The sequence below is a fragment of the Brytella acorum genome, assembly GCF_029309905.1.
Taxonomy (GTDB): domain Bacteria; phylum Pseudomonadota; class Alphaproteobacteria; order Acetobacterales; family Acetobacteraceae; genus Brytella; species Brytella acorum.
In genome coordinates this window covers 14141-25897 of sequence record NZ_JARBJP010000010.1, presented here as the reverse complement: position 1 = coordinate 25897, position 11757 = coordinate 14141, and the positions used below count along the sequence as shown (strand labels likewise).

Sequence of the window (11757 nt, the reverse complement as noted above, 5' to 3'; positions counted from 1 at the left end):
CGCCTCCGGTCAGTTCCTGGCTGGGACGGCCTCGCCGTCGCCAAGCTGAAGTTGCAGCAGCAGCATCGAATGAGCCTGCACGACCACCTTGCTGCGATGAGTGTCGGCCTCGGGCGGCGTTTCCAGCACCGTCCGCGCCGGGTCCGCACTGTCGACGAGCAGGCTCCATTTCCCCTGCGGCTCCGGAAGAACACACAGGACGTCTTCGGTTCCCGCATTAAGCAGAAGATAGGTGATATCGAGCGCGCCGTTGCTTTCGAGGGCGCGCCTCACGCCCAGCGGACGTTTTTCGCCACTGTTCCACTCATCAACGCTCATCGGCTCACCATCCGCTCCGAACCAGGCGATATCCGGCAGGTCGGCGCGCGGCTTGTGCAGACCATGCATGTAACGCGCGGCTTTCAGCGATGGATGCATTTTCCGGATCGCGATCAGGCGGGCGACGAAATCGTGCATATCCCGCCCGCGATCGGTTTCCAGCAGATCCCAGTGCAGCCATGATAATTCGTTATCCTGGCAATAAACGTTGTTATTGCCATTCTGGGTTTGGCCGAACTCATCCCCGGCCAGGATCATCGGCGTCCCGTGCGAGAAAATCAGCGTTCCCATCATGGCGCGACGGATACGATCTCGCACCGCATTGACAGCTTCGTCATCCGTAGGTCCTTCGACACCCCAGTCGAAACTGTGGTTGTCTTCCGCCCCGTCGCGACTGTCTTCCATATTGGCTTCGTTGTGACGCTGATTGTAAGTCACCACATCCATCAGCGTGAAACCGTCATGGGCGGTCACGAAATTGACGCTCGTCCAGGGTCGACGTCCCCTATGGTCGAACAGATCCCCCGATCCCGCCAGACGCGCGGCCATCTCCCCCTGAAGCCCTGGATCCCCGCGCCAGAAGCGACGCGTTGTGTCGCGAAACTTGTCGTTCCACTCAAGGAAGCCCGGTGGGAAATTCCCGACCTGGTAGCCACCCGGCCCCGGATCCCAGGGCTCGGCAATCAGCTTGCGGGAGACGAGAAGCGGGTCCTGGGAAATGGCGTCCAGAAAGCCCGAACCCTGGTCGTAACCATATCCCTCGCGCGCCAGAATGACCGCCAGATCAAAGCGGAAACCGTCAACGCCGAATTCGGTCACCCAGTGACGCAGGGAATCCAGCACCATCTGCGTGACACGCGGATGCGACAGATTGAGCGTGTTTCCGCAGCCGGTATCGTTGATGTAATGCCGCTCGTTACCCGGCAGCAGCCGGTAGTAGCTGGCATTGTCCAGACCGCGATAGCACAGCGTCGGGCCCAGTTCATTGCCCTCGCATGTGTGATTGTAGACGACATCCATGATGACTTCGATACCGGCGGCATGGAGATGCCGGACCGCCGTACGAAAATCATCCGAACTGCCTCGACCGACAAAGCCGAGATGCGGGGCGAAAAAAGAGAACGTATTATATCCCCAGTAATTCGTGACACCACGCTCGATCAGAAAGCGGTCCGTCACGAAAGACTGTATCGGCAGCAGTTCCAGCGAAGTGATGCCAAGCTTCTGCAGATATTCAATGAAACGCGGATCGGAAAGAGCGCGAAACGTCCCTTTCTGCAATTTATGGACACCGTCGCGCAGCATGGACAGGCCGCGGACATGCGCTTCCATCACCACCATGTCCTGAAACGCGATTTCAGGTCTTGGATCATGGACCAAAGGCCGTTCCAGCCCCACGACACGGCATTTCGGCATGGAGGATGCGCTGTCGCGCCGGTCGTAGGACAGATCGGCCCGCGCCGCCTTGAGCTTGTAGCCGAACATGGCGTCCGACCAGTGCATCTTGCCGCTCAGTTCGCGCGCATAGGGATCGATCAGAAGCTTGTGCGGATTGAACCGGTGGCCTTTGTCAGGCTCATAAGGCCCGAAGGCCCGCAGACCATACAACAGCCCCGGTTCGGCATTCGGCAGATAACCATGCCAGATTTCATCGGTATATTCGGGCAGGGTCAGCCGCGCCGTCTCGCGCCGCCCCGCCTCGTCGAACAGACAGACGTCGATCCGGGTCGCATTGGCCGAAAAAACGGCGAAATTGACGCCATGACCGTCATAGGTCGCGCCCAGCGGCCACGGTTTCCCAGGCAACATGGGAGAAATCGGACGAGTCATCATACCTCCGTTCTGACCGGCGAGAGAATGAGAAGCGCCATCGGCGGCAGAACGAGATCGAGCGACCACGGGTGCCCATGCGCCGCGCTCCGTTCCGCCGAAACGCCGCCGCCATTGCCGACATTGCTGCCGCCGTAAATCGCTGCATCCGTATTCATGATCTCGCGCCAGAATCCGCCCTCCGGCACCCCGACCCGATAACCCTGTCGAATGACAGGTGTCGTGTTCCAGACGACGACCACCGGCGGCCCATCCTGCGCATAACGCACCCACGCGAAGACGATGTTGGCGACGTCATCGCCCACCACCCATTGAAACCCGCGCGGGTCCGCGTCCCGCTCATGGAGAGCCGGCGTCCGCCGGAGCGTGTGATTGAGATCGGACACCAGACGCAGGGTTCCGGCTTTGAGGGGGTTTTCCAGAGAATGCCAGGGAATTTCGCCCCCGTGCTCCCATTCCCCGTCCTGAGCGATCTCGCACCCCATGAAAATGAGTTTTTTGCCGGGATGCGTCCACATGAACGCCAGATAGGAGCGCAACCCCGCATGACGTTGCCACTCATCGCCCGGCATGCGTGCCAGCAGCGAGCCTTTTCCGTGCGTCACCTCGTCATGGGAAATGCTCAGAACGAAACGCTCGGAAAATCCGTAATGCGTGCCGAACAGAATTTCGGACAGGTGGTAGCCGCGCCAGAGCGGATCGCGCTCCATGAAATGCAGCGTGTCATGCATCCAGCCCATGTTCCATTTATAGGCAAATCCCAGTCCGCCATCCGCCGTCGGCTGCGTCACTCCGGGCCAGGCGGTCGACTCTTCGGCAATCACCATGACGTCCGGGCGGACGCGACGGACCGTATCATTCAGCTCCCGAATGAATCCCACCGCTTCGAGATTTTCACGCCCGCCGTGAATATTCGGCACCCACTGCCCTTCGGCCCGGCTGTAATCGCGATACAACATCGATGCCACGGCATCGACGCGCAGCCCGTCGATATGGAACTGCTCCAGCCACATCACCGCGCTCGAAATAAGGAAAGCCCGCACTTCATGGCGACCGAAATTATAGATCAGCGTGTTCCAGTCCTCATGGAGGCCCTCGCGCGGGTCCATGTGTTCGAACAGCGCCGTGCCATCGAACTGTGCCAGACCATGAACATCATTGGGAAAATGAGCGGGAACCCAGTCCAGAATGACACCGATCTCCGCCTGATGACAGGCGTCGATGAAAGCCGCGAACTGCTGGGGCGTTCCATGCCGCGCGGTGGGTGCGAACAGGCCGAGCGGCTGATACCCCCACGAACCACCGAAGGGATGCTCCATGATCGGCAGAAGCTCGATATGCGTAAAACCCGCCTCGCGGACATAGGGGATCAGGTCACGTTCGAGATCGTCCCATGTCGCCACACGGTCACAGTTACCACCCGGACGCCGCCATGAGGGAATATGCAGTTCATAAATGGAAATCGGGGCTTCCGGCGCGTGACGGGCGTGTCGCGCCGCCATCCATGACTCGTCGTGCCAGTCATAGGCCCAGGGCGATACGACGACGGAGGCGGTCGCCGGGGGACGCTCGGCGAAAGCCGCGTAGGGATCCGCCTTCTGGGGAAGGATTTCTCCGTTGGCCGACAGAATTTCGTATTTATAGCGCTCTCCGGGATGAAGGCCGGGAATGAAAAGCTCCCACACCCCCGCACGATGACGCAGACGCATCGGATGACGTCGCCCGTCCCAGATGTTGAAATCGCCTATCACGGAAACCCGGCGGGCATTGGGCGCCCACACGGCAAACAGCACACCGTCGATCCCGTCAAATGTCCGTGCATGCGCTCCGAGCAGGCAATGCAGATGGAAATGCGCACCGCGCGCGAAAGCCTCAAGTTCCGCGTCATCGAGCACCGGTCCGATGGAATAGGGATCTTCGACTTCCTCAACCGCGTCGGCCCAGGTGACCTTGAAGCGATAGCGCGCGTTCCGGGGAATGGTGCCGATGAACATGCCGGTATCATCGACAGCACGCATCGATTTTTCGATTTCCGCGGAGCGGGGACGCTGAACAATTAGCCTCACATTGGCGGCATCCGGATAAAATGCGCGGATAATATCGACTTTTTCCGCCTGATGACGCCCGAGAATGGAAAACGGGTCGCCGTATCGTCCAGCGAGAAGTTCATCCGTGTGCTCCGGAACGGTGAACCACGCCTCGTCTTGCTTACGCGGCATCAATATGCTCTCCCGCAGAGGCCTGTCATGTGTATCGAGACACGAGCCGCCCGACTGTGATGTTTAAGTGTGAACGACTAGGCTTTGCTGAGAAGTCCCAGTCGAATCCGACCGGGTTTGCGCGCGATCTGGCGTCCCGGTCGCGTCACGCGCCGGATCGCATTGCCGCCGAACAGTTTCGGCGGCGGAAGGTCCGAAACCGTGTCCTGGACCGCATCGAGATCGATCTCGGCCAGCGATGCGAAGAGCTGCGCATATTGCGCCGCTTTTCCGGACCAGGAGACATCGGTTGCGGCACCATTTCTCTGGAGCGCGATCCAGGCTTTGCGGTTCCCGCGAAAAAGAGTTCTGGCTTTCTCGATGGTCGTTGCCAGCATCTCTGATGAAACCGGAGAGAACAGGAAACCGGTTCCGACCCCCTGACTGATCGCGGCTTCGTTGGCATCGACGATCGTGTCCGCCAGACCGCCAACCTGAGAGACGATGGGAACGGCTCCATAACGGAGAGCGCAGAGCTGTGTCAGCCCGCACGGCTCGAAGCGAGAGGGCACCAGCAACGCATCGACGGAGGCCTGGAAACGATGCCCCAGTTCTTCACTGTAACCCAGATAACAGGCAAAGCGCCCCGGATAGGCGCGCTGCAGCCGAAAAAATTCCCGATGAATGGAGCGATCGCCCTCGCCCACCACCACGAACTGCGTATTTCGATGCAGCAGACGTCCCATGATTTCAGGCAGGAGATCCACGCCTTTCTGAGACGTAAGGCGACTGACGATGCCCACGAGAAAGGCGTTCCGATCCTGCGGCAGGCCAAATTCCGATTGCAACGCCAGTTTGTTGGCCATCCGCGAGGCGATATCGCCCAGACGATAGGGAAAACGAACCGACGGATCCTGCGCGGGGTTCCACACGGTCGTATCGAGACCGTTCAGAATGCCACTGAGGCATGAGGAACGGGCACGCAGCAGACCATCCAGCCCCATACCCCATTGCTCGCCCTGGATTTCCTGAGCGTAAGTGGGAGACACGGTCGTGATCCAGTCCGCGAAGAAAAGACCCGCTTTCAGAAAACTGATTTTTCCGTGAAATTCACATCCATCCATATTCAGGGCTTCAACAGGAAGCCCGAACGCCTCACGCTCTTCCGCCGGGAAACTGCCGTGAAAAGCGAGGTTATGGATGGTCTGCACGACACGCGGCCGACGCGACATGCCGTTCGCGCGCCAGACCTCATCGCCATCGTAATGAAGATAGGCCGCCGTCAGACCGCCCTGCCAGTCATGGGTCTGAATGAGATCCGGGTGGTAGCCGCTCAGAAAGCCCTGACCGATACAGGCCGCGGCCCGCGCCAGGACGGCGAAGCGTATGCCGTTATCGGGCCAGTCCTGACCGTCGACGCGCAGATACGGATTGCCGGGACGGTCATAAAGCGCAGGGATATCGAGCACGGCCAGACACAAAGCGCCAATGCTGCCCAGCCTCAGTCGCGCCTCATGACCAAGAACATCCGGCAGCCGCACGACCTCGCAGTCTTCGCCGATCGCGGCCAGAATGGCAGGATAGCCCGGAACAAGCGTCCGCACCTGCACCCCATAATCCGCCAGGGCGACCGGCAGCGAAGCGACGACGTCGCCCAGCCCTCCGGTCTTGACATAGGGGAACAGCTCCGATGCCACGGACAGAACCTGAACAGAACGGGAGAGTGTTATCGACGAAGCGCTCATCACCCGTTCTCCTTCCCGAAATGGGAATCTGCCCCGTGAGGGTATTTATCGTTTGAAATGCCGGCACCCACGCCGTGGACGACCTGTATGGGAAGAACGTTTGAAACCGCGAGAGTTAACGCGATCACGGCGATGTGATCTCACTTTCAGCAGATGCCTTCTCGACGCCCCAGCCCTGCCGTAATCAGCATGTGACGACCGGGCCATGACGCGAAAGAGAGACCGCCGAGCAAAGCCGCGTTCGAGCTGCCGCTCCGATCGCGGCAATGCTGGCGACGCGACGGTCTGTCGGGCTTCCCCGCTTCGGGACGGAGCACGCCTTGATCTGACGGTCATGCGCCCTCTGTCCGGCAATATCGAAACAATCCCTACCGCGTCATATTACATCCCGGTAGGACCATCACATCACGGTATGAAACGGTTGACGCCACTTTCGCCCCGGCGTGATGATCCGCGCGCAAGACGCCGTCACATTCAACGGGGAAGCTGAACCGTCATGACAGGACAGACGAAAACATGGCGGGCCGATCCGCTGACCTGGGGACACGGGCCAAGGATATTCGAGATCTTTGTCGAGCCGACCTGCCCGTTTTCCGTGCGCGCGCTTGGAAAACTCGATGCCCTGCTCGATCAGGCCGGACCAGACCGCGTCACCATCAGGATCCGCCTCCAGTCACAGCCCTGGCACATGTTTTCCGGTGTCGTAACGCGCTGCGTGATCGCAGCCTCGACGCTCAGCGGTGGCAGGGAAGATGCTAAGCGGGTGTTGACCGCCGTCGGTGCCCATCGCGAGGCGTTTGAGTTCACGCATCATGCCGGTGGCCCGAACATGGAATCCACCCCGGACGACATCATCGCGCGGATTGAAGCCTTTAGCGGCCTGAAACTCGCCGAAGCCTTCGCGATCCCCGACCTTGATACGGTCATCAAATGGCACTGCAAATATGCCCGGCAGAATGGCATCCACGTCTCGCCGACTTTCATGATCGATGGGTTGATCGATCCCGCCATCAGCAGCGGTGACGCCGTGTCCGACTGGGTGGCGCGCCTGACCACGGAGACAGCATGAACACCATCACGACCCCTTGTCCCGACCGTATGGCCTGGGACGTGGCGCGACATCAGGCGCGCCATCATCTGCTGGCCGCTGACGGCGCACCGCACGACGCCCTGGCGCTCCGGTTGCTCGGTGCCGAAGCGCTGGAGCTTTCCGGCGAGCCGGACCGTCTCCCCCATGAAGCGGCCATGCGCGGTTTCATCGCAGCGCGCAACCGCTTTGCCGAAGAGCGCCTCGCCCGCGCGATCGCGGGGGGCACCCATCAGGCCGTCATCCTCGGCGCGGGACTGAATACACTTGGTTTTCGACCGCCATACGCGTCGTCGGAGGTCAAAATCTTCGAGGTCGACCAGCCGGAGATGCAGGCCTGGAAGCGCGCGCGCCTGGCAGAGATCGGCGCGGAGGTCCCGCAAAACCTCGCTTTCGTGTCGCTGGATCTCGACCATGACGGATTGCTGCCCAGCCTCGAAGCGGTTGGTTTCAATCCGATGCGACCCGTCTTCTTCGTGGTCCTCGGGCTCGTGCCGCATCTGACCTATGAAATGAACGACGCCATCATGCGATTCATTTCATCCCTGCCCCGCGGCGAAATGGTGTTCGACTATCTCGAGCCGCCCGCCAACAGCGCGCCTGACACGCGGGGCGTTTTCGAAACGCGCGGCGTCGATGGCCGACCCGCCTGCTATTTCGACGCACGCGGCATGGAAGACATCATGGAACTGACGAACTTCCGTTGGTTCGAGGATCTGGACCGCGCCGACATGCTGGCGATGTTCGAGCTGCCCGTCCAGCCCTGGCCCGGCACCCCCAAGGCGCATGTGATCCACGCCCGGGCATAGGACATTCCGGACGCGGGATCGTATGTCGGTTCACCCGACCGATGTCATGAAGGGCCCGGACACCGGTCGACCGGAACCCTTCCGCGTCACCAGACGGTGAAACCCGCATCCACATTGACGATCGCGCCGGTCATCAGGCTGGCCGCGTCAGAGGCCAGAAACTGCACGACGGAAGCGACCTCGTCCGGCTGGCCGACGCGCCCCATTGGCGTGCCGTCGATCCAGCGATCGTAAAGCGCGGGTTTTTCCATGCCGAACCGCGTCAGCGTAGTCTCGATATAGGTCGGCGCCACCGCGTTGACGCGAATGCCGCTCGGCGCCCATTCGGCGGCCAGCGAACGGATATACTGATGCACGCCCGCCTTGGACGCGTTGTAGGCCGCCTGTTGCTGGGGGCGATTGACGATCAGCCCTGACATCGAGCCGATCGCAACGATGCTGCCGCTGCCCTGCCTGAGCATGACGCGGCCGACGGCCTGACATGAGCGGAACATGCCATTGAGGTTGATGTCGATCTGCTTGAGCCACTGCCCTTCCGGCACGTCCTCGGCCTTGACTTCGGATACGCACAGTCCAGCACTCGCCACGAGAATATCGATCTTCCCATATTCCTGCTCGACGGCGCTGACCGCATCTTCCACGCTCTTCATGGAGGTGACATCCATGCCGACATGCGAGGCGGTGTAGCCTTTCGCGCGCAGTTCCCCGGCCGACTGCGCGGCGCGATCGAGATCGAGATCGGCCAGCACGACATGCGCGCCAAATTCCGCCAGCGCCTCGGCGCAGCACAGGCCAATGTTCTGCGCGCCGCCCGTGATGATGGCCACGCGCTGATCGAGACGGAGTTTTTCCTGGTACATCGGAGAGATTCCTGATGAGAAATGTTTATGCGGCGAGCGAACGCCGTGCTTTCCGAGGCATGGCGACGCCGTTCTGGTCGAAAAGATGGCAATGCTCGGGAGGGAACGAGAATGCGACGGGCGCATCCGCCGTCAACGCATCCCCACCCTCGGTCTGGATGATGATGTCGTGGCCATCGCTGATGCGAACATGCAGATGCGTCAGCGCGCCGAGATGCTCAGCCAGCAGGACCACGCCCTGCCCCGGGTTGACGTCCGAAGTGCCCAGGCGAACATGTTCGGGGCGAATACCGAGCGTCACGGAGGTCCCTACCAGATCGGCGCGCGGCTCCACCGCGACCGTTACGCTCTGGCCGGTTACGAGCTTGACCCGCGTACCCTGCTCGTCAGCCGCTATAACGTGTGCCTGCAGCAGGTTCATCGGCGGTGCGCCGATGAAGCGGGCGACGAACAGGTTGCGGGGATGATGGTACAGCTCCAGCGGCGAGCCGACCTGTTCGATAATGCCTTTCTGAAGCACGACGATCTTGTCGGCCATGGTCATGGCTTCGATCTGGTCATGCGTGACGTAGATCGTCGTCGCCTCCAGACGCCGGTGCAGCGTCGCGAGTTCAACGCGCATCTGGCCGCGCAGGGCCGCATCGAGATTCGACAGCGGCTCATCGAACAGAAAGACCTTCGGATTGCGGACGATGGCCCGCCCGATGGCGACACGCTGGCGCTGGCCGCCGGAGAGCTGGCCCGGCTTGTGCTTGAGATAAGGTTCGAGTTGCAGCGTCTTCGCGACAGCCTCGATCTTCCCGCGCCGCTCGGCCTCGGGCATCTTCGCCAGCTTCAGGGCGAATTCCATGTTCTGATAGACGTTCATATGCGGATAGAGCGCATAGGACTGAAACACCATCGCCAGGCCGCGATCGGCCGGCCCCACGTCGTTCACACGCCGTCCGTCGATCAGAAGATCGCCATCCGTGATGTCCTCCAGTCCGGCGATCATGCGCAGCAGCGTTGATTTTCCGCAGCCCGACGGACCGACGAACACCACGAACTCGCCGTCCTCGATCGTCAGGGATACGCCCTTGATGATCTCCTCGGAAATATAGGTCTTGCGGATGTTCTTGAGTTCAACAGTGGCCATCACGCAGCCTCCCGATCGTGTCTGAGTGTTTGAATTGCGGACATCATTTCACGGCCCCAAAAGTCAGGCCGCGCACAAGCTGCTTCTGGCTGAACCAACCGAAGATAAGAATCGGCGCCACCGCCAGCGTCGATGCCGCCGACAGTTTGCCGAAAAACAGCCCTTCCGGAGACGAGAACGACGCGATGAACGCCGTCAAGGGGGCAGCCTGCGAAGATGTCAGATTCAGCGACCAGAACGCCTCGTTCCAGCACAGGATCATCGAAAGAAGCGCTGTCGAGGCAATGCCCGGCACGGCCAGCGGCAACAGGACCACGGTGATCTCCTGCCAGCGATTCGCGCCATCCATGCGTCCCGCTTCGAGGATCGGCAACGGCACTTCGCGAAAGAATGTGTAGAGCATCCACACCGTGATCGGCAGGTTGGTAAGCATGTCCACGATCGCCAGCCCCACCACCGTATCGAGCAGATGCGTGTCGCGCGCAATCAGATAGATCGGCACCAGAACCCCGACCGGCGGCAGCATGCGCGTCGACAGCATCCATAGCAGTGTCCCCTTCGTCCGCTTGCCAGGCAGAAACGCCATCGCATAGGCGGCCGGAATGGACAGCAGGATTGCGACGAACGTCGCGCCGACGGATATCAGCACCGTATTGAGCGCGAAATGCCAGTAATTGGCGCGCTCGAAAACTTCCGCGTAGCTGACCAGGGTCGGGCGGAAAAAGAGATGCGGGGGCGTTGCGATGGCATCGACCTCGCTCTTGAAGCCCGTCAGGAACATCCAGAAGAGTGGGAAGAAAATCCAGAGCGCGATGATCCATCCGAGCGAACCGATGGCGATCGACGCGCCGCGTGAGCGTTTGACAGCCATAAGATCAGGCCTCCAGGTTTCGGGCCACGGCCCGCACGAGGAACATGGCGACGATATTCGCGATCACGATGGCGATCACGCCGCCGGCCGACGCGCCCCCCACATCGAACTGCAACAGGGCACGGGCATAGATCATGTAAGCGAGATTGGTGGAGGCGACGCCGGGGCCACCCGCCGTCGTCACCATGATTTCCGCGAAGATCGTCAGCAGGTAGATCGTCTCGATCATCACCACGACCGTAATGGCGCGGCTGAGATGCGGCAGGATGATATGCCGGAAGCGTGCAACCGGTCCCGCGCCATCGAGCAACGCGGCCTCGCGCTGCTCGGTGTCGAGAGACTGCACGGCGGTCAGCAGGATAAGAACCGCAAAAGGCAACCACTCCCATGCGACGATCATCATGACGGTCGCCATGGGAAAACGTTGGAGCCAGTCGATCGGCGTCAGACCGACAGAGCGCATCATCCAGGCATAGACCCCATAGATCGGATGCAGCATCAGGTTCTTCCACAGCAACGCCGAGACGGTGGGCATGACGAAGAACGGTGAAATGACCAGCACGCGGGCGATCCCGCGTCCGAAAAACTCCTGATCGTAAAGAACGGCCAGCAGCGTTCCGCCGCCCACCGAAATCACCAGAACGCCGACCACCAGCAGGGCCGTATTACGCAGCGCTTCCAGAAAGTCCGGGTCGGTCAGCAGGTACCAGTAATTGCTGAACCCCGCAAAGCCGTGCATCGTCGGGTCCACGAGATTGTAGTTCCGGAACGAATACCACAGCGTGAGGAGCAGCGGCACGATCGACCAGACGAGCAGCAGGACGACGGCGGGTGAGAGCAGCAGGATGCCGCTCTTCCGCCCGCTGGTCGAACCCGCTCTGACGGGCGGTGGCGCCGTCGTCAT

The 11757-nt window shown here is 61.0% G+C and carries 9 protein-coding genes; 2 read left to right on the top strand and 7 right to left on the bottom strand.

The window, feature by feature from the left end; genetic code table 11:
* Positions 1–9: 9 nt before the first annotated feature.
* The 3 genes from glgX to glgA form a co-directional block, all read right to left on the bottom strand.
* Complete coding sequence (gene glgX / locus PWM43_RS13020) at positions 10–2148, bottom strand: glycogen debranching protein GlgX (protein ID WP_289842978.1); 2139 nt, start codon at positions 2146–2148, stop codon at positions 10–12.
* Positions 2148–4367, bottom strand: coding sequence for a 1,4-alpha-glucan branching protein GlgB (glgB, locus tag PWM43_RS13015; RefSeq protein ID WP_289842955.1), 2220 nt, complete (start codon positions 4365–4367; stop codon positions 2148–2150). Before glgB ends, glgX begins: the two co-directional genes overlap by 1 nt.
* Positions 4368–4444: 77 nt before the next feature.
* Entirely contained in the window at positions 4445–6091 is a 1647-nt protein-coding gene (gene glgA, locus PWM43_RS13010; RefSeq protein WP_289842954.1) for a glycogen synthase GlgA, read from the bottom strand.
* 496 nt (positions 6092–6587) lie between these two features.
* On the opposite strand from glgA, the gene PWM43_RS13005 reads away from it, so the two are divergent.
* Together PWM43_RS13005 and PWM43_RS13000 are read left to right on the top strand one after the other, a co-directional pair.
* Positions 6588–7160, top strand: a complete 573-nt coding sequence (locus PWM43_RS13005) for a DsbA family protein (RefSeq protein ID WP_289842953.1) — start codon at positions 6588–6590, stop codon at positions 7158–7160.
* Positions 7157–7987, top strand: a complete 831-nt coding sequence (locus PWM43_RS13000; RefSeq protein ID WP_289842952.1) for a class I SAM-dependent methyltransferase — start codon at positions 7157–7159, stop codon at positions 7985–7987. Before PWM43_RS13005 ends, PWM43_RS13000 begins: the two co-directional genes overlap by 4 nt.
* Before the next feature lie 86 nt (positions 7988–8073).
* Here the strand turns inward: PWM43_RS13000 and PWM43_RS12995 are convergent, their stop codons facing one another.
* Genes PWM43_RS12995 through PWM43_RS12980 form a run of 4 tightly spaced genes read right to left on the bottom strand, consistent with a single transcriptional unit; the run spans position 8074 to position 11757 of the window.
* The gene (locus tag PWM43_RS12995) at positions 8074–8847 is read right to left on the bottom strand and encodes an SDR family NAD(P)-dependent oxidoreductase (RefSeq protein ID WP_289842951.1); all 774 of its coding nucleotides are present in this window, start codon (positions 8845–8847) and stop codon (positions 8074–8076) included.
* Positions 8848–8872: 25 nt separating this feature from the next.
* Positions 8873–9982 carry an ABC transporter ATP-binding protein gene (locus tag PWM43_RS12990; RefSeq protein ID WP_289842950.1) on the bottom strand — a complete coding sequence of 370 codons (1110 nt, stop codon included), beginning with the start codon at positions 9980–9982 and terminating at the stop codon, positions 8873–8875.
* Between the two features lie 43 nt (positions 9983–10025).
* A complete protein-coding gene (locus PWM43_RS12985) occupies positions 10026–10853 on the bottom strand; it encodes a carbohydrate ABC transporter permease (protein ID WP_289842949.1) in 828 nt (275 codons plus the stop codon).
* A gap of 4 nt (positions 10854–10857) precedes the next feature.
* A complete protein-coding gene (locus PWM43_RS12980; RefSeq protein WP_289842977.1) occupies positions 10858–11757 on the bottom strand; it encodes a carbohydrate ABC transporter permease in 900 nt (299 codons plus the stop codon).